Source organism: Nonomuraea monospora, assembly GCF_039531895.1.
GTDB lineage: Bacteria > Actinomycetota > Actinomycetes > Streptosporangiales > Streptosporangiaceae > Nonomuraea > Nonomuraea monospora.
The window spans coordinates 461,794-478,745 of sequence record NZ_BAAAQX010000005.1 but is presented as its reverse complement, the minus strand read 5'-3'; the positions used below and the strand labels follow the sequence as shown (position 1 = coordinate 478,745).

The following is a 16,952-nucleotide window of genomic DNA, read 5'->3' as shown; positions in this document are numbered from 1 at the left end:
GCGCTCGCTCGCCCCGCCCGCACCCGCGCCCGCGCCCGAGCGGCTGGTCATGCCGTGTGCATGGCGGCGTGCTGGGTCGGGGCCCTGGTGCCTGGGCCTTGCTGCGCGCGGGTGGCGGGGTGCTGTGCCGGGCGACGGCGCCGTGCCGCGTGCCGGCGGCGGGTTCAGGCCGTGGCCAGGCGGACGGCCGCGCGCCACCGCTCGTAGGCGTCGTCATCCCGCGCCCCCGGCTCGAACCGCCGATCCAGGTGCCACGTCTTACGCAGTTCCCCCTGCGACCCCCACACCCCCGCCCCCAGCCCCGCCAGGAACGCCGCCCCCAAGGCGGTGGTCTCCTGGATCGCGGGCCGCTCCACCACGGCCCCGAGCTGGTCGGCCTGCAACTGCATGAGGAGGTCGTTGGCGCTGGCCCCGCCGTCGGCCTTGAACACGGCCCCCGTCCCCCCGGACGTCATCGACTCGACCACGTCCCGCACTTCGAAGGCGATGGCTTCCAGGGTGGCCCGGACGAGGTGGGCCCGTGTCGTCCCCCGGGTGATGCCGGTGATCAGGCCGCGCGCGGCGGGATCCCAGTGCGGCGCTCCCAGGCCGGTCAGGGCGGGTACGAACACCACGCCGCCGCTGTCGGGCACGGTGCGGGCCACGGCCTCCGATTCGGGGGCGGTCCCGATGACGCCGAGGCCGTCGCGCAGCCACTGCACCGCCGCCCCCGTCACGAAGATCGACCCTTCCAGCGCGAACGTGCGCTCGCCCGACGGCGTCTGCCAGGCGACGGTGGTGAGCAGGCCGGACTCGGAGCGGACGATCTCCCCGCCGAGGTTGGTCAGCACGAACGATCCCGTGCCGTAGGTGCACTTGACGTCCCCCACGTCGAAGCAGGTCTGCCCGAACAGCGCCGCCTGCTGGTCGCCGGCGACCCCGCTGATGGGCACGTCCAGGCCGAGGAAGGCGGAGGGGTCGGTACGCCCGATCGGCCCGTAGTTGGGCACGATCTCCGGCAGCGCTTCCGCGGGCACCCCGAACAGCTCGCACAGCTCCGGTTCCCAGGTGCCGGAGGCGAGCCCGTACAGGAGGGTGCGTGAGGCGTTGGACGGGTCGGTGACGTGCCGCGCGCCCGCTGTCAGCCTGGCGATCAGGTAGGAATCCACCGTCCCTATCGCCACATTTCCGGATTGGACGTCCTGCCAGCCGCGGGGGTCGTTCTCGGCCAGCCAGGTCAGCTTGGTGGCGGTGAAGTAGGGGTCGAGGCGCAGCCCCGTCAGCTCCGAGACGCGCGGTTCGTGTCCGGCCTCGCGCAGCCGTCCGCAGAGCGCGGCCGTGCGGCGGTCCTGCCAGACGATGGCCCGCCGGGGCGCCGCCAGCGTGCGGCGATGCCACAGCACGGCGGTCTCGCGCTGGTTCGTGATGCCCACGCAGGACGGCGGTTCAGCGGTGGTGCGCAGCGCGGTCGCGCAGGCGGAGAGGGTGGCCTGCCAGATCTCCTCGGGGTTGTGCTCGACCCATCCGGGCTCGGGGAAATGCTGCGCGAATTCTTCGTACCCCTTAGAGATGATCTGCCCGTTTTCTGCGACAACGAGGGCCGTTACCCCAGTTGTCCCAGCATCGATGGCCAGCACATTCATGAAATTTCCTCCAGGGTAAGGGTTTAGTTTTTCGGGGCCGCGTTTGGTCTAGACCACTCGGTGTGATGCCGGGCACAATGCGAGTCTGACATCAGGACTGGTTCATGACCCCTATTGGGAGGAACCCGCCATGCGTATCGGAGTGCTCACCGGAGGCGGCGACTGCCCCGGGCTCAACGCCGTGATCAGGGCAGTGGTGCGTAAGGGGGTGAGCGTCTACGGTCATGAGTTCGTCGGCTTCCGTGACGGCTGGCGCGGCCCTCTCGAAGGCGACACGATGCCGCTCGACATCCAGGCCGTACGCGGCATCCTGCCGCGCGGAGGCACCATACTTGGCTCCTCCAGGACGAACCCGATGAAGATCGAGCACGGGGTCGACCGGATCAAGGAGAACCTGGCCGCGACCGGCGTGGACGCTCTGATCGCCATCGGCGGGGAGGACACCCTCGGCGTCGCCAAGCAACTGTCCGACCGCGAGGTCAACGTCGTGGGCGTGCCCAAGACGATCGACAACGACCTGTCGGGCACCGACTACACCTTCGGCTTCGACACCGCGGTCAACATCGCGATGGAGGCCATCGACCGGCTGCACACCACCGCGGAGTCCCACCACCGGGCGCTGATCTGCGAGGTCATGGGCCGCCACGCGGGCTGGATCGCGCTGCACGCGGGCATGGCCGGCGGCGCGAACGTCATCCTCATCCCGGAGAAGCCGTTCGACATCGACCGGGTCTGCGAGTACGTCGAGTCCCGCTTCCGCACCCGCTACTCGCCGATCATCGTGGTCGCCGAGGGCGCGCACCCCATCGAGGGGCAGATGGAGCTGCAGACGGGCACGCTCGACGCGTTCGGCCACGTCCGCCTGGGCGGCATTGGCGAGGTGCTGGCCAAGGAGATCGAGAAGCGCACCGGCAAGGAGGCCCGCACCACGGTGCTCGGCCACATCCAGCGCGGCGGCACCCCCACCGCCTACGACCGGGTGCTGGCGACCAGGTTCGGGCTGCAGGCGATCGACGCGGCGCACGAGGGCGACCACGGCAAGATGGTCGCGCTGCGCGGCACCGACATCGTGCGGGTCGGCCTCGACGAGGCCACCGCCGAGCTGAAGACGGTGCCGGTGGAGCGCTACTCCGAGGCTGAGGTGTTCTTCGGCTGAAAGCGGCCTGCAAGCGGGCGGCCGTACCTTCGAGTCAGCGGGGTTACCGCTACAACCCCCTCGAGGTACGGCTTGCGCCGCAGAGAGTCGGCGGCCCACCATGCGCCGCAAGCCGTACCTAGCACATAGCTCACACGCGAGGCGTGCCGAAAAGATCAACTTCCGGCACGCCCTCGTCGCGTCCGCGCAGCCGTTCCCTGAACTCCGCCTCGCTGCGCAGCTCCTTCTCCGAGGGCGACAGGATGACGGTGAGCAGCAGCCCCACCGTGATCACGCTGAGCCCCACGATGAGCGGCAGCAGGAAGTCGATGGCCCGCGCGCCGGAGACGGGCGCCATCTCGGGGTGCGAGGCGACCGACATCGAGTACATGCCGGTGTAGTGCATGCCCGAGACCGCCACGCCCATGACGAGCGCCGCCCCGCCGATCCTGAGCGCCCCGCTGACCCGCAGCGTGAACCACAGCGCCACCGTGGCCGCGGCCACCGCGATCAGCACCGACAGCGTGACGACCACCGGGTCGTAGGAGACGTGGGCGGACATGTTCATCGCCGCCATGCCCAGGTAGTGCATGCCCGCCACCCCGAGCCCGGTCAGGACGCCGCCGCCGAGCAGGAACTGCGGCCGTTGCCCATCGTGGGCGGCCAGGAACAGCCCGGCGCCCACGACGGCGACGGCGAGAAACGCGGAGGCCGCGGTGAGCGGCACGTCGTACCTGATCGCCAGGCCGTCGACGGAGAAGCCGAGCATGGCGATGAAGTGCATGGTCCAGATGCCGGTGCCGCCGATGGCCAAGGCTGCGCCGATGAGCCACCACCTGGCCTCACGGCCGCCGATCAGCCTCGCGCGCGAGGTGAGCAGGAGGCCGAGCATGGAGCCCACGCTGGACATGATGTACGCGAGCACAGGCGTCAAGAGCCCATGCGCAAAATGGTCGATCGGCGACATACCCCACCCATCCCTTACGCACCGATAAGGGAGTATGAGCAGGGAGTCGTCGCGTGCGCAACTACCTTCGCCGAGCCTGCATGTGCTGCTGGCGCGGCATCGGCACGGGATACGTGAGTTGTTGCTGATGAGCGGTGCGACGGCGGAGTTCGAGCTTGGCGACGAGTTCGGCGTCCTCGTGCAGTTCCTCCTCCGACGGGGAGAGGATGACCATGAGGAGCATGGTGAGGGTGATGAGGCTGATCACGGTCATCAGCGGCACGAGGAAGTCGAGCGCGTCGGCGCCGCCGAGCATGCCGGGCTCGGCGTCGACCGAGACGTGCATGGCGTACATGCCGGTGTAGTGCATGCCGGCGACGGCCACGCCCATGACGAGGGCGGCGGCGGTGATCCAGATCGGCTTCTTGACGCGCAGGGTGAACCACAGGGCCACGGTCGCGGCGACCACGGCGATGCCCACGGAGGCGGCGACGGTGACGCGGTCGTAGGAGACGTGGGCGGACATGTTCATCGCGTACATGCCGAGGTAGTGCATGGAGGCCACGCCGAGCCCCGTCAGCAGGCCGCCGCCGAGCAGCGCCAGGATCCGGCCGCCGCCGTAGGAGACCAGGAACAGGCCGGTGCCGACGACCACGATGGCCACCGCCGCCGAGGCCACGGTGAGCAGCACGTCGTACTTGATCTGGGTGCCCTCCACCTCGAAGCCCATCATGGCGATGAAGTGCATGACCCAGATGCCGGTGCCGCCGATGGAGACTGCCGCACCCAGCAGCCAGCGTACGCGGGCGCCGCCGCGCGAGGCGTGGGCCTGCGCGGTGAGCCGCAGTCCGAGCATCGAGCCGATGCAGGACATGACGTAGGCGAGCAACGGCGTGATCAGTCCGTAGGTGAAATGATTCACAGCGGTCATCTATCGGTTCCTTGCATTTAGGGGTTCCCGGATTGTGCCATCCCGGATGTCCCTTTCGCTTGGATATCCGAACTATCTGTCAACTTCCGTGTCGGAAACATGAGAAGGACTCATGGCTATCGAGGGGCCCTTCTGGCGGGCGATCGCGGTCTTCCGGGTGGTGTCGGTGGTGTACGCGGCCCTGCTCATGGCCCAGCACCGGGGCTACGAGCAGCCGGTGCTGGGCTGGCTGGTCATCGGGGTGATGGCGCTGTGGACGGCCGCGGCGACCGCCGCCTACTCGGCCGAGTCGCTGCGCCGGTGGCCGCTGCTGACCGTCGATCTGACGGTGACCACGGTGTGCCTGCTCAGCACCCCGTACGTGCAGGGCCCCGTGAACGTGGCGATGGGCGCCATGCCCGTGCCCGCCACCTGGATGGCCGCGCCCGTGCTGGCCTGGGCCGTGCGCTACGGCAGGCGCGCGGGCACGCTCGCGGCGGTCGTGGTCGCGGCGGGCGAGCTGTGGGCGCGCTCACGGGTCGAGGACGCCTCCGCCCTCATCAACGAGACGGTGCTGCTGCTCATGGCGGGCTGGCTGGTCGGCCACATGGTCCGGCTGGCCAAGCGGGCCGAGGAGCGCATGCAGCGGGCCGCCGAGATGGAGGCCACCCAGCGCGAGCGGGAGCGGCTGGCCCGCGACATCCACGACTCGGTGCTCCAGGTACTCGCCCTGGTGCAGCGGCGCGGGCGGGAGCTCGGCGGCGAGGCAGCCGAGCTGGGCCGGCTGGCGGGGGAGCAGGAGGCGGCGCTGCGCGAGCTGGTCTCGGTCGGGCCGCCGCCGCCCCTGGGCACGACCGACCTGCGCTCGCTGCTCGCCCGGCACGCCTCGGCGTCGGTGACGGTCTCGGCCCCCGCCACGCCGCTGGTCCTGCCCGCCGAGGCCGCCGCGTCGGTCTCCGCCGCCGTCGGCGCGGCCCTGGACAACGTGCGCGCGCATTGCGGTCAGCAGGCGCGCGCCTGGGTGCTGGCCGAATTCCTGGACGGCACTGTCACGGTCACTGTCAGGGACGAGGGGCCGGGCATCCCTGAGGGACGGCTGGAGCAGGCCGCCGCGGACGGGCGGATGGGCGTGGCCAGGTCGATCCGCGGGCGGATGGCCGAGCTGGGCGGCCAGGTGTCGATCGTGAGCGTCCCCGGGCAGGGCACCGAGGTCGAGATCACCCTCACCGCCTGACGGACCCTGACAAGGGGCGCCGAGGTCAAGATCACCCTGCCCGCCCGGCGAACGCTTACAGTTGCGCCATGGTGCGGGTCATGGTGGTGGACGACCATCCCATGTGGCGCGACGGCGTCGCCAGGGATCTCACGGAGGCCGGTTACGAGGTCGTGGCCGCGGTGGGGGAGGGACGGCAGGCCGTCAGGGTGGCCGCCGCGGTGCTGCCCGAGGTCGTGGTCCTCGACCTGAGGCTGCCCGACCTGACGGGCCCCGAGGTGGCGGCCCGCCTGGCGCAGGTGGACCCGGCGCCCAGGGTGCTGGTGCTGTCGGCGAGCGCCGAGCAGGACGACGTGCTGGAGGCGGTCAAGGCCGGCGCCTGCGGATACCTGGTGAAGTCGGCGAGCCGGGAGGAGTTCCTCGACGCCGTGCGCCGCACGGCCGACGGCGACGCCGTGTTCACGCCGGGGCTGGCCGGGCTGGTGCTGGGGGAGTACCGGCGGCTGGCCGGACAGCTTGAGCCCACCGAGGGGCCACGGCTGACGGATCGGGAGACCGAGGTGCTCAGGCTGGTCGCCAAGGGGCTGTCGTACAAGCAGATCGCCGAGCGGCTGGTCCTGTCGCACCGCACCGTGCAGAACCACGTGCAGAACACCCTGAACAAGCTGCAGCTTCACAACCGGGTGGAGCTGGTCCGATATGCGATCGAGCGCGGGCTCGACGCGGACTAAACTCGGGTGGTCGCGGCGTTGGCATCAACGACCGTCGCGTCAATCCCCATCTTCCCGGAGGTTCCACCATGACGATGTCCGCCCTGGGCGAGCCGTGCGTTCTGCTCAAGCTGGGCGAGATCGTCCTCAAGGGCAAGAACCGCGAGCTGTTCGAGCGCCGCCTGATCGCCAACATCAAGGACGCCCTGCGAACGGTCGGCGTCCAGGTGGACGTGCGCAAGCGGCACGGCGTGATCGCGATCTTCCTGCCCGAGGGCGCCTCCCCCGAGCAGGCCGACGCCGTGGCGCAGCGCGTCGCCGACGTGCCCGGGCTGGTCTGGATCCACCGCGCCTGGCGGGTCGCCAAGGACCCCGACGCCGTGCTCAAGGCCGGCCTGGAGCTGGCGGGCGAGAGCGAGGAGGCCAAGCGGGGCGCCCCCTTCGCGGTCCGTTCCCGCCGCCGCGACAAGCGCTTCCCGCTGCGCTCCAACGAGCTCGACCGGTTGGTCGGCGGCGCTATCAACGACGAGTACGGCCTGCCCGTCGATCTGAAGAACCCCGCGCTGACCGTGCACATCGAGGTCGACAGGGACGAGGTGTTCGTCTTCACCGGCGGCATCCCCGGCCAGGGCGGCCTGCCCGTCGGCAGCAGCGGCCGGGCCCTGGTGCTCATGTCGGGCGGCATCGACTCGCCCGTGGCGGCGTACCGGATGATGCGGCGCGGCCTGCACGTCGACTTCCTGCACTTCTCCGGCATCCCGTTCACCACCTCGGAGTCGATCTACAAGGCGTACGCGCTGGTCAGGAAGCTCGACCGGTTCCAGGGCAGGTCGCGGCTGTGGGTGGTGCCGTTCGGCAAGGCCCAGCAGTCGATCCGCACCTCGGGCCAGGACCGGCTGGCGGTCATCGCGCAGCGGCGGCTGATGCTGAAGACGGCCGAGGAGGTCGCCCACCGCATCCGCGCCGCCGCCCTGATCACCGGTGACGCGCTCGGGCAGGTCTCGTCGCAGACGCTGGCCAACATCACCGCCCAGGACAACGCGGTGGAGCTGCCGATCCTGCGTCCGCTGGTCGGCTGGGACAAGACCGAGATCATGGCCGAGGCCCGCCGCATCGGCACGCTGGAGATCTCGGAGCTGCCCGACGAGGACTGCTGCTCGCTGCTGGCTCCCAAGCGTGCCGAGACGCGGGCCAAGATCGAGGACCTCAAGCAGATCGAGAAGCGGCTGGACGCCGAGGAGCTGTGCGTGCAGCTCGCCGACTCGATCCAGGAGTACACCCTCTAGCCTAGGCGTCGACCTTGAACGGGTCGTGCTGGGTCAGGAGCTTGTCCAGCCTGGCCTGGTCGACCCGGTTGCTGACCTCCGACAGCTCCTGACGGTCCCGTACGACCTTGCACAGGGTGATGGTGGAGGTGACGACGTACAGGAGGCCGAGCCCGAGGAACGCCTTGATCCAGCCCTCGGTGGGCAGGTAGATCAGGGCGATCACCACGGAGGTCAGCGAGACGGCGAACGACAGGACCGCCTGGACGTAGAACGCGGTGGTCTGCGTGGGTTGAATGGGCTTCGTCATGTGGCCATCGTGCGGCCCAGGCGAAGCCCGGCACATGAGGTCTCGTACTCAAGTTACCCATGAGTACGACCGGCGGTGGCTCGTGGCGGCCGGCCGTACGCGCGGAGAAGGTCAGGCCGTCGCGGCCGTCTTGCCGAGCAGCGCCGGGAAGTCGGTCATGACCTGCGCCAGCTCTCCCAGGTCGGCGTCCACCAGCGCCTGCGGCCCGTCACAGAGCGCCTGCTCCGGCTGCGGGTGCACGTCGATGATCACACCGTCGGCGCCGACCGCGATGGCCGCGCGGGTCAGCGGCAGCACCAGGTCGCGCCGCCCGCCCGAGTGCGACGGGTCGATGATCACCGGCAGGTGCGACAGCCGCTGCGCCACCGGCACGGCCGAGACGTCGAGGGTGTTGCGGGTGGCCGTCTCGTAGGTGCGCACGCCCCGCTCGCACAGCACGATGTCGAGGTTGCCGCGCTGCGCGATGTACTCGGCCGCCATCAGCCACTCCTCGATCGTGGCCGTCATGCCGCGCTTGAGCATCACCGGCTTGCCGGCCGCGCCGACCTCCTGCAGCAGCGCGAAGTTCTGCATGTTGCGGGTGCCGACCTGCAGCATGTCCGCGTACGAGGCCACCATCGCCACGTCCCGCGCGTCCACGACCTCCGTCACGATCGGCAGGCCCGTCTCCTCGCGCACCTCGGCCAGGATGCGCAGCCCCTTCTCGCCCAGCCCCTGGAACGCGTACGGCGACGTACGCGGCTTGAAGGCCCCGCCGCGCAGCAGCACCGCCCCGGCCGTCTGCGCCATCCTGGCCGCGGCGAGCGTCTGCTCGGGCGTCTCCACCGCGCACGGCCCCGCGATCAGCGTCACGGTGTCGGGGCCGATCGGCACGCCGCCCACGTGAACCGTGGAGCGTTCCGGATGGTTCTCCCTGCTGACCAGCTTGTACGGCGTGGACACGCGCATCACGTCGCGCACCCCCGCCATGCCCCGCAGGCTCGCCGCGTCGAGCTGCGTCACGTCGCCGACCAGGCCGACGATCGTGCGCCGCACGCCCCTGCTGACGAACGCCTCCACCCCGGCCGCCTCGACGACGGACACGATCGACTCGATGTCGGCTGCGGTGGCCTCGGGCCCCATCACGATCACCATCTGCTTGCTCCTTCAACGGGAAGAACTGCCGGGAAAACACAGAAGGCCCCGGGTCCGATCGGACCCGGGGCCTTCGTTCGCCTGTCTGCTAGCGCAGCATCAGATGGCGAACGGACTCGGGTCCGCCGCCATAGGAAAACAGGAACGCTGCGTGCATAGTCCGCAAGCCTACCGCACCGCACCCGCTCGCGAACCACTCGCGGCCCGATGGCAGGATGGCCCAAGACGCGAGATCGGTGAGGGGAGTGATCGTGGAGGAGTCGCGCCTGCCTCCAGGCCAGTACGTCCCGCGCGGCCGACCCGTGATCCACTACGGCCGGGTGCCCGCGTTCAAGCCGGACCGCTGGGACTTCCGGGTGTTCGGGGCCACGGAGTCGGGTGAGGAGCACCGCTTCGACTGGGGCGAGTTCGAGCAGTTGCCGCGCGACACGCGCATCGCCGACTTCCACTGCGTCACCAAGTTCTCCCTCATGGCCAACGAGTGGCGCGGCGTCACCCCCGCCACGATCATGGCGGCGGCCCCGCCCGACCCCGGCGTGCGCCACGTGATGATCTGGGCCGAGTACGGCTACAGCGCCAACCTGCGGATGACCGACCTCACCGCGCCCGGCACGCTGTTCGCCATGGAGCTGGACGAGAAGCCGCTGAGCCCGGAGCGCGGCTTCCCGCTGCGCATCGTGGTGCCGCACCTGTACGCGTGGAAGAGCGTCAAGTGGGTGCGCGGCATCGAGTACCTCCTGGAGGACCGCAGGGGCTTCTGGGAGGAGCGCGGCTACCACAACGTGGCCGACCCGTGGCGCGAGCAGCGCTACTCCTACCAGGAGGAACCTGGAGAGGGCCCGCCCTGACGCAACTCCCGGTTTTCCCCCGGGCACGCTCCGTTATTGGTTACGGTTTCCAGCATGCTGACCACCGTGTGCGTGGCGCTGTGCTCTCTGACCTTCATCCTCGGCTTCGGGCTGGCGCGTGCGCCGTGGCGCGGCCGGACGGCGGTGCCTGAGGGCCACAGGGCGGACGACGCGACGTACACCGCGCTGCACATCGCCGCGATGGCGGCCCCCGCCCTGCGCGGCGGGCTCGACCGCGACTCCGCCCGCAAGGCCGTGCGGCACCTGCGCATCCTGCTCGGCACCTCCGCCGTCGCGATCACCTCGACGGACGCCGCGCTGGCCTGGGACGGGCCGTGCACCGACGACGTGCTCACCTACGCCCGCGCCACGCTGGCCGCCGGGTGCCCGCAGGTGTTCCCCGGCCGGCCCGACGGACCCGACCTGGGAGCCGTGGCGGTGCCGCTGACGGTGGACGGCACGGTGGTGGGCGTGCTGGCGGCCTTCGACGGCGAGGTGAGCGCGGCGCTGGTGCGTACCGTCAGCGAGGTCGGCCGCTGGGTCTCCGGCCAGCTCGAGCTGGCCGAGCTGGACGCCTCCAGGCGGCGCGCGCTGGAGGCGGAGATGCGCGCCCTGCGCGCGCAGATCTCGCCGCACTTCGTCTACAACGCGCTGACGACGATCGCCTCGTTCGTCCGCACCAACCCCAGGCGTGCCCGCGAGCTGCTGCTCGACTTCGCCGACTTCTCCCGGTACGCGCTGCGCAGGGCACACGACTTCACCACCCTGGCCGACGAGCTGACCTGCGTCGACCGCTACCTGCTGCTGGAACGTGCCAGGTTCGGCGACAAGCTGCGCTTCAGCATGCAGGTCGCGCCCGAGGTGCTGCCCGTGCCGGTGCCGTTCCTGTGCCTGCAGCCGCTCGTGGAGAACGCCATCAAGCACGGCATGGCCGGTCGTGGCGGCCCCGGCGAGGTGCGGGTCGTGGTGCGCGACGCCGGCCCCGAGGCGCACATCACGGTCGAGGACGACGGCGCCGGCATGGACCCCGAGTGCGCCCGGCGCATGCTGGACGAGGATCCGGCGCGCGAGGGCAGCGGCATCGGCCTGGCCAACGTGGACCTGCGCATGCGCCAGATCTACGGCGACGGCTACGGCCTCGTCGTGGAGACGGCGCTGGGCGCGGGGACGAAGGTGCGCTTGCGTGTACCCAAGACGCAGCTTAGCTCTTTGTAGTCAAATCCTTACCCTGTGCTAGCGTGGCGCTGGTAACCTCTGCTTTCATACGACAGCGTGGTGGACATGCTGAGAGTTCTGGCCGTTGACGACGAAGTGCCTGCTCTGGAGGAGCTCGCCTACCTGTTGCGCCAGGACGACCGAATCGAACACGTCACGACCGCGGCCGACGGCGTCACGGCGCTGCAGGACATGGTCCAGATGATCGGCGGCGGTGAGCGGCTCGACGGGGTGTTCCTGGACATCAGGATGCCCGGCCTCGACGGGCTCGACCTCGCCAGGCTCGTCGGCGGCTTCCCCAGCCCGCCGAGGCTCGTCTTCGTCACCGCGCACGAGGAGTGCGCGGTGCAGGCGTTCGAGCTGGAGGCCGTCGACTACCTGCTCAAGCCCGTCAGGGCGGAGCGGCTGTCCGAGGCGGTGCGCAGGCTGGAGGCCGCGACCAACCCCGTCCCAGACCCGGGCCAGGACGACGTGATCCCGGTCGAGCTGGGCGGGCGCACGCGGTTCGTGCCGCAGCAGGCCGTCTGGTTCGCCGAGGCCAAGGGCGACTACGTGCGCCTGCACACCGTCGACGGCAGCTACCTGGTCCGCATGTCGCTGGCCGCGCTGGAGCGCCGCTGGTCGGATGCCGGGTTCATCCGCATCCACCGCAGCACGCTCGTGTCCGGCCGGCACGTCAGCGAGCTGAGGTTCGAGGGCGGGCGGGTGACGCTCACCGTCGGCACCGAGACGCTGCAGGTGAGCAGGAGGCACAGCCGTCAGGTGCGCGAGCAGCTCGTCCGCCAGCATCGGGGCGTGATCTCGTGACCGGCGGGCGCCGCGTCGTCGTGTCCAGGCGGCCTCCCCCGCTCGGCGCCCCCATCGGCCACGGCATCGGCGGCCGGGGCTCGCAGGACACGCCCGACGTGCCCGCCATCGTGGGCAGGCAGTTACGGCAGGCGCTGCGCACCGTGGGCGCCATGGCGGGGCTCCTGGTGGGCGTGCCGGTCGTCGCGGCGTGGGTGCCGCACCCCTGGGTCTGGGTGGCGTTGTCGGTGGCCGTCCAGGGCGCCTGGGTGGGCCTGGCCGTGCTGCAGCTCAGGTGGGCGGAACGGCTGGAGAGATGACCGTCGCGGTGCTGACCGGGATCGCCTTCGTGCTGGTTCTGGGCGTCATGGTAGGCGCCGCGCGACCGCGCCGCGCCAGCGGCGCCTCCGACTTCTACGTGGCGGCCAGGGCCGTTCCCCCCTGGTGGAACGGCGCCGCGATCACCTCCGAGTACACCTCGGCCGCCGCCTGCCTGGGCACGGCCGGGCTCATCGCCACGCACGGCTCGCCGATGCTGTGGTACCCGGCGGGGGCCGCCGCCGGGTTCGTCGTCATCCTGGCGCTGGTCGTCGCGCCGTTGCGGCGGTCGGGGACGTACACGCTGCCAGGCTTCGCCGAGTGGCGGCTGCGCTCGGCGGCGCTGCGCCGCTTCACCACCTGCTTCGTGCTCGTCGTCGGCCTGGCGTTCCTGGTCGCCCAGTTGCACGCCGCCGGGGTGGTGGTGCGGCTGCTGACCGGGCTGCCGCCGTGGCTGGGCTGGGTGGCCGTCGCCTCGGCGGCGCTGACCGTGGCGTTCGCGGGCGGGCTGGGCAGCGTGACCAGCGTGCAGGCCGCGCAGTTCTGGCTGAAGCTGACGGTGTTCCTGGGCGTCGGGGCGGTGTGCTGGTGGATGGCGGGCAGCCGGCCCGCCGCCTGGTTCGAGGGCGCCTACCGGGCGGGCGGCGCGGGGCTGGCGGGCGCCGGTGACCCGTCGCTGCCCGGCGTGCTGTCGGTGCTGCTGGCCTGCGCGCTGGGCACGGCGGGGCTGCCGCACGTCGTCGTGCGCGTCTACACCAGCAGGGACGGGCGCGGCGCCCGGCGCTCGATCGTGGCCACCCAGGTGATGCTGGCCGCGTTCTGCTTCGTGCCGCCGCTGTACGGGCTTCTGGGGAGCGCTCACGTCCAGGGGGCCGCCGCGGACGAGATCGTGCTCCTGCTGCCCGCCACGCTGCTCTCCGGGCCCGTGGGGGAGGTGCTGACGGGATTGCTGGCGGCGGGGGCGTTCGCGGCCTTCCTGGCCACCTCGGGAGGCGTGCTGGTGGCCGCGGGGGGCGCGCTGTCGGCGTGCGTGACGCGGGCCGGGGTCCGGTCGTTCCGCGCGGCCGTGGTCGTCGTCATGCTGGCGGCGCTGGCGCTGACGGCGGTCAGCAGCCCCGGGGTGTCGGTGGCGCTCGTCCTGCTGGGCTTCAGCCTCTCGGCCGCCACGTTCTGCCCGATGCTGGTGCTCGGCATCTGGTGGCGGCGGCTGACGGACGCGGGCGTCGCGGCCGGGTTCGTGGCGGGCGGGGGCGTGACCACGGTGCTTGTGATCGCGGAACAGGCAGGCGTGAAGATGGGCGCGCTGACTTCCTGCCCCGCCCCGGTCGCCGTTCCGGTCTCGTTCGCCGCGATGGTGGCGACATCCCTGGTCACACCGGGTCGGGTGCCGCAGAAGGTGGGCCGGATGATGGCCAGGATGCATTTGCCCGAGCATTTTGCGGGCCCCCCGACCTACCGCTCGTCGCGCGGCGGCGACCGCCCATCGTAACGCTACTCTCCGTATATCGCTGACTACGGACCGTTCATCGAGCTGTCCGTAAACAGGGTTTCGCCCACAAGATCGCAACCGTAGGGTTTCGTCATCGGAGCCATCCCGGCGCACCGGGGGGACGAGCCGCAAGGCTCACCGAGAGGGTCTGGTGCGCGGGGTTCACCGGCGACAGCGCAGGTCGCCGCGGCCTGACGGGCCCCTTACCGGGGGGTGGGGCCCGCCACGCCGAACGTGAAGGGGCGCCCGCTGAGGCCGCTCACGCGGCCCCGCGATCCGGCCTTCGGGGGCGGTCGGATCGCGCGAGCGGGCGCCCCTATCACGGTCACCACTCAGATGGGGGTTTTATCCCCCCGACGGCCCTCGGCGCGGGTCCCTTTATGGGGCAGCCGCCCCTTCGGTGGTCAGCCGTCCCTGAGCTTCTTCAGCAGCGCGATGTCCTCGGCGTGCTTGGGCGCCTTGCCCGGCGTCTCGATGCAGATCGGCACCCCGGCCACCGCCGGGTGCCGCATCATGTCGCCGAACGGCTGCGCGCCGATGTGCCCCGCCCCGATGTTCTCGTGCCGGTCCTTCTTGGCCCCGCACACGTCCTTGGAGTCGTTGGCGTGGATCAGCTTGAGCCGCCCCGGCGCGATCGCGTGCAGCGCGTCGAACGTCTCCCGCACCCCGCCCTCGGCAGCCAGGTCGTGGCCGGCCGCGAAGGCGTGGCAGGTGTCGAGGCAGATGCAGGCCCGCGGATGCCAGTCGAGCGCGGCCAGGTAGGGCTCCAGGTCCTGGACGGTGGCGCACAGCATGGCGCCCTGACCCGCCATCGGCTCCAGCAGCAGGTCGGGCCCGCCCTCGGGGATCTCGTCGAGCAGCGGCAGCAGGTTGTCGTGCAACTGGCGCAGCGCGTCGTCGCGCGGCTGCGTGACCGCCGAACCGGTGTGCACCACGACCCCCTTGGCGCCGATCTCCACCCCGCGGCGCAGGCCGTGGCGCACCACCGCGATGGAGTTGGCCAGCGTCTCAGGGCTGGGCGAGCCGAAATTGACCAGATAGGGCACGTGGATGAAGGCGGGCACCCCCGACTCGGCCAGCTTGGCGTCCTCGTCGGGCTTGCCGTCGTTGAGCGCCCAGCCGCGCGGGTTGGTGACGAACACCTGGATCATCTCGGCGCCGATCTCGGCCATGTACTTGAGGCCGCCCGTCGCCAGGCCGCCCGTCACGGACACGTGTCCGCCGATCAGGGAAGTTGGGGTCATGATGGCTCTCAGTGTAGGCGCAGCCCCAGACCGTTTCCGTCGGGCGCTTCCCCGGTCATTGGAGCATGACACGAAAAGTGTCCGGCATCCGGACCGCGAGTTGGGAGTTCTCGCGGATGGACCGGGCACGAAGCGCCTGTGTGTACTTCTGACATGCTCACCGACTTCAACGCCCGGTCCCCGGCCGAGGCCGAGGCGGACCTGCTGGCCTGCTGCGCCTCCCGCGCGTTCGCCGGGAAGGTGGCCGCGCTGCGGCCCTACGCCGACCTGGGACGGCTGCTCGACGCCGCCGAAGCGACCGTGCGGGAGCTGGCCTGGGACGACGTCCTGGAGGCGCTGAGCGCGCACCCCAGGATCGGCGAGCGGGCGAGCGGGCAGAGCCGCGAGTCCGCCTGGTCCCGCCAGGAGCAGTCGGGCGTCGAGGACGAGCTGCGCGCGGCCCTCGCCGACGGCAACCGGGCCTACGAGGAGCGGTTCGGGCACGTCTACCTCGTCTGCGCCACCGGGCTCACCGGCGCCGAGATGCTGGCCAGGCTGCGCGAGCGGCTGGGCAACGACGAGGAGCGCGAGCGCGACGCCGTCCGCGCCGAGCTGGCCGCCATCACCCGGCTGCGGCTGACCAAGCTCCTGGGGGAGGCGGCATGAGCTTCTCCACCCACGTGCTCGACGCGGTCACCGGCCTGCCCGCCGCCGGCCTGCGCGTCCGCCTGGAGCACGAGGGCCGGGTCGTGGCCGAGGGCAGCACCGACGGCGACGGCCGCATCAAGGGCTGGAACCCGGGCGCCGGCGTGCACCGGGTGATCTTCGACACCGGCGGATACCTGGAGGACACCTTCTACCCGGAGGTCGTGGTCACCTTCCTGATCACCGACCCCGACCGGCACCACCACGTGCCGCTGCTGCTCAGCCCGTACGCGTACTCCACCTACCGAGGGAGCTGAATGATCGTCAAGCTCGGCGCCAACCGCTACGGCAAGGCGGAGACCAGGCTCGTGCACGTGCGCCGCGACGGCCCCGTGCACCACCTCAAGGACGTCAACGTCAGCGTCTCCCTGTCGGGCGACATGGAGGCCGCGCACCTGACCGGCGACAACTCCGCCGTCCTGCCGACCGACACGCAGAAGAACACCGTGTACGCGTTCGCCAGGCGGTACGGCGTCGGCCAGATCGAGGACTTCGCGCTCCGCCTGGCCCGGCACTTCGTGACGGCGCAGCCGACGATCCACCACGCCAGGGTCGCGATCGAGGAGTACGGCTGGAACCGCGCGGGACCCCACTCGTTCGTCCGGCACGGCGGCGAGGTGCGCACCTGCGTGATCCACCACGACCGGGACGGCCGCACCACCGTGCTGTCCGGCATCGAGGAACTGGTGGTGCTGAACTCGACGGGCTCGGAGTTCCACGGCTACATCACCGACGAGTACACCACGCTCCCGCCGACCACCGACCGCGTCCTGGCCACCGCCGTCTCCGCCCGGTGGCGGCACGCCGCCGCCGACGGCCCCGACTACGCCAAGTCCTACGACGAGGCCAGGCAGTGCCTCGTCGAGGCGTTCGCCGGCACCCACAGCCTCTCGCTCCAGCAGACCCTCTACGCCATGGGCGAGCGCGTCCTGACCACCTGCCCGGGGATCTGCGAGGTCAGGCTGTCCATGCCGAACAAGCACCACTTCGCGGTGGACCTGTCCCCGTTCGGCCTGGACAACGAGAACGAGGTCTTCCACGCCGCGGACCGCCCGTACGGGCTCATCGAGGGCGGCGTGCTGCGGGACGACGCCCCCGACGCCGGATTCGCCTGGGAATAGGG

At 71.1% G+C, this 16,952-nt stretch carries 18 protein-coding genes; 12 read left to right on the top strand and 6 right to left on the bottom strand.

Translation table 11 applies throughout. From position 1 onward, the window contains the following. Positions 1-164: 164 nt before the first annotated feature. Positions 165-1,622: a glycerol kinase GlpK gene (gene glpK, locus ABD331_RS13485; protein ID WP_344474233.1), complete on the bottom strand. Its 1,458-nt coding sequence runs from the start codon at positions 1,620-1,622 to the stop codon at positions 165-167. Between the two features lie 130 nt (positions 1,623-1,752). On the opposite strand from glpK, the gene ABD331_RS13480 reads away from it, so the two are divergent. After that, entirely contained in the window at positions 1,753-2,778 is a 1,026-nt protein-coding gene (locus tag ABD331_RS13480) for a 6-phosphofructokinase (protein ID WP_344474231.1), read from the top strand. A 130-nt stretch (positions 2,779-2,908) separates the two neighbouring features. On the opposite strand, the gene ABD331_RS13475 is transcribed toward ABD331_RS13480, so the two are convergent. Together ABD331_RS13475 and ABD331_RS13470 are read right to left on the bottom strand one after the other, a co-directional pair. Beyond that, positions 2,909-3,682, bottom strand: a complete 774-nt coding sequence (locus ABD331_RS13475; RefSeq protein ID WP_344474262.1) for an MHYT domain-containing protein — start codon at positions 3,680-3,682, stop codon at positions 2,909-2,911. A gap of 103 nt (positions 3,683-3,785) precedes the next feature. Further along, positions 3,786-4,634, bottom strand: coding sequence for an MHYT domain-containing protein (locus tag ABD331_RS13470; RefSeq protein WP_344474229.1), 849 nt, complete (start codon positions 4,632-4,634; stop codon positions 3,786-3,788). A gap of 112 nt (positions 4,635-4,746) precedes the next feature. On the opposite strand from ABD331_RS13470, the gene macS reads away from it, so the two are divergent. The 3 genes from macS to thiI all read left to right on the top strand — a co-directional run bounded on the left by macS (position 4,747) and on the right by thiI (position 7,822). Beyond that, positions 4,747-5,847 carry a MacS family sensor histidine kinase gene (gene macS / locus ABD331_RS13465; RefSeq protein ID WP_344474227.1) on the top strand — a complete coding sequence of 367 codons (1,101 nt, stop codon included), beginning with the start codon at positions 4,747-4,749 and terminating at the stop codon, positions 5,845-5,847. Positions 5,848-5,915: 68 nt separating this feature from the next. Further along, entirely contained in the window at positions 5,916-6,557 is a 642-nt protein-coding gene (locus tag ABD331_RS13460) for a response regulator (protein WP_344474224.1), read from the top strand. A 68-nt stretch (positions 6,558-6,625) separates the two neighbouring features. Next, positions 6,626-7,822 (top strand): tRNA uracil 4-sulfurtransferase ThiI, encoded by a 1,197-nt coding sequence (gene thiI, locus ABD331_RS13455; protein ID WP_344474222.1) that lies wholly within the window; start codon positions 6,626-6,628, stop codon positions 7,820-7,822. A gap of 1 nt (position 7,823) precedes the next feature. On the opposite strand, the gene ABD331_RS13450 is transcribed toward thiI, so the two are convergent. Further along, complete coding sequence (locus ABD331_RS13450) at positions 7,824-8,111, bottom strand: YiaA/YiaB family inner membrane protein (protein WP_148434684.1); 288 nt, start codon at positions 8,109-8,111, stop codon at positions 7,824-7,826. Positions 8,112-8,222: 111 nt separating this feature from the next. Then, the gene (aroF, locus tag ABD331_RS13445; RefSeq protein ID WP_344474219.1) at positions 8,223-9,245 is read right to left on the bottom strand and encodes a 3-deoxy-7-phosphoheptulonate synthase; all 1,023 of its coding nucleotides are present in this window, start codon (positions 9,243-9,245) and stop codon (positions 8,223-8,225) included. A 251-nt stretch (positions 9,246-9,496) separates the two neighbouring features. On the opposite strand from aroF, the gene ABD331_RS13440 reads away from it, so the two are divergent. The 5 genes from ABD331_RS13440 (at position 9,497) to ABD331_RS13420 (ending at position 13,901) form a co-directional block, all read left to right on the top strand. After that, positions 9,497-10,093, top strand: coding sequence for a molybdopterin-dependent oxidoreductase (locus ABD331_RS13440; RefSeq protein WP_344474217.1), 597 nt, complete (start codon positions 9,497-9,499; stop codon positions 10,091-10,093). A 54-nt stretch (positions 10,094-10,147) separates the two neighbouring features. Then, on the top strand, positions 10,148-11,308 hold the full coding sequence (locus ABD331_RS13435; protein ID WP_344474215.1) for a sensor histidine kinase: 1,161 nt from the start codon (positions 10,148-10,150) through the stop codon (positions 11,306-11,308). A gap of 66 nt (positions 11,309-11,374) precedes the next feature. After that, the gene (locus tag ABD331_RS13430) at positions 11,375-12,115 is read left to right on the top strand and encodes a LytR/AlgR family response regulator transcription factor (protein WP_344474213.1); all 741 of its coding nucleotides are present in this window, start codon (positions 11,375-11,377) and stop codon (positions 12,113-12,115) included. After that, positions 12,112-12,414 (top strand): hypothetical protein, encoded by a 303-nt coding sequence (locus ABD331_RS13425; protein WP_344474211.1) that lies wholly within the window; start codon positions 12,112-12,114, stop codon positions 12,412-12,414. The genes ABD331_RS13430 and ABD331_RS13425 overlap by 4 nt, the downstream gene beginning before the upstream one ends. Beyond that, complete coding sequence (locus ABD331_RS13420) at positions 12,411-13,901, top strand: sodium:solute symporter family transporter (RefSeq protein ID WP_344474209.1); 1,491 nt, start codon at positions 12,411-12,413, stop codon at positions 13,899-13,901. The genes ABD331_RS13425 and ABD331_RS13420 overlap by 4 nt, the downstream gene beginning before the upstream one ends. Positions 13,902-14,305: 404 nt before the next feature. Here ABD331_RS13420 and ABD331_RS13415 read toward each other — a convergent pair whose 3' ends face one another. Beyond that, complete coding sequence (locus tag ABD331_RS13415) at positions 14,306-15,145, bottom strand: deoxyribonuclease IV (RefSeq protein WP_344474207.1); 840 nt, start codon at positions 15,143-15,145, stop codon at positions 14,306-14,308. Positions 15,146-15,298: 153 nt separating this feature from the next. Between ABD331_RS13415 and uraD the strand changes: the two genes are divergently transcribed. Genes uraD through pucL form a run of 3 tightly spaced genes read left to right on the top strand, consistent with a single transcriptional unit; the run spans position 15,299 to position 16,950 of the window. Then, on the top strand, positions 15,299-15,790 hold the full coding sequence (gene uraD, locus ABD331_RS13410; RefSeq protein ID WP_344474205.1) for a 2-oxo-4-hydroxy-4-carboxy-5-ureidoimidazoline decarboxylase: 492 nt from the start codon (positions 15,299-15,301) through the stop codon (positions 15,788-15,790). Next, a complete protein-coding gene (uraH, locus tag ABD331_RS13405) occupies positions 15,787-16,086 on the top strand; it encodes a hydroxyisourate hydrolase (protein WP_344474203.1) in 300 nt (99 codons plus the stop codon). The genes uraD and uraH overlap by 4 nt, the downstream gene beginning before the upstream one ends. Continuing rightward, positions 16,087-16,950 (top strand): factor-independent urate hydroxylase, encoded by an 864-nt coding sequence (gene pucL, locus ABD331_RS13400; RefSeq protein ID WP_344474201.1) that lies wholly within the window; start codon positions 16,087-16,089, stop codon positions 16,948-16,950. It abuts the gene before it with no gap. Positions 16,951-16,952 lie beyond the last annotated feature (2 nt).